At 70.8% G+C, this 264-nt stretch carries 1 protein-coding gene; it reads left to right on the top strand.

Going from position 1 to position 264, the window contains the following annotated elements:
• Positions 1-72 precede the first annotated feature (72 nt).
• A partial coding sequence (locus tag OH705_RS27645) for an FAD-dependent oxidoreductase (RefSeq protein ID WP_323873512.1) occupies positions 73-264 on the top strand: 192 nt, incomplete at its 3' end.

Genomic DNA, 264 nt, shown 5'->3' with positions numbered 1-264 from the left:
ATGGCCTCGGCCCTGTGGTCCTCACCGCCACAGGGCATCCTCGCTTTCCCGGCGCGCTACCTGGTCCAATTCATGGCCAACCACCACATGCTGACCCTCGGCGAACGCTCGCCCTGGCGTGTGGTGACGGGTGGCTCGGCGACGTATGTGGCTGCGCTGCGGGCACGCTGGCGCGTGCGGGAGCGCCTTTCCTGCCCCGTGCTGGCGGTCCGCCGCGACGCCGAGGGCGTAGACGTGGAGACGCGGCAAGGCCGCGAACGCTTC

The organism is Pseudomonas sp. BJa3 (assembly GCF_026343815.1).
GTDB lineage: Bacteria > Pseudomonadota > Gammaproteobacteria > Pseudomonadales > Pseudomonadaceae > Aquipseudomonas > Aquipseudomonas soli.
The sequence above is the reverse complement of the archived record's forward strand: the minus strand, read 5'-3'. Positions and strand labels throughout refer to the sequence as shown.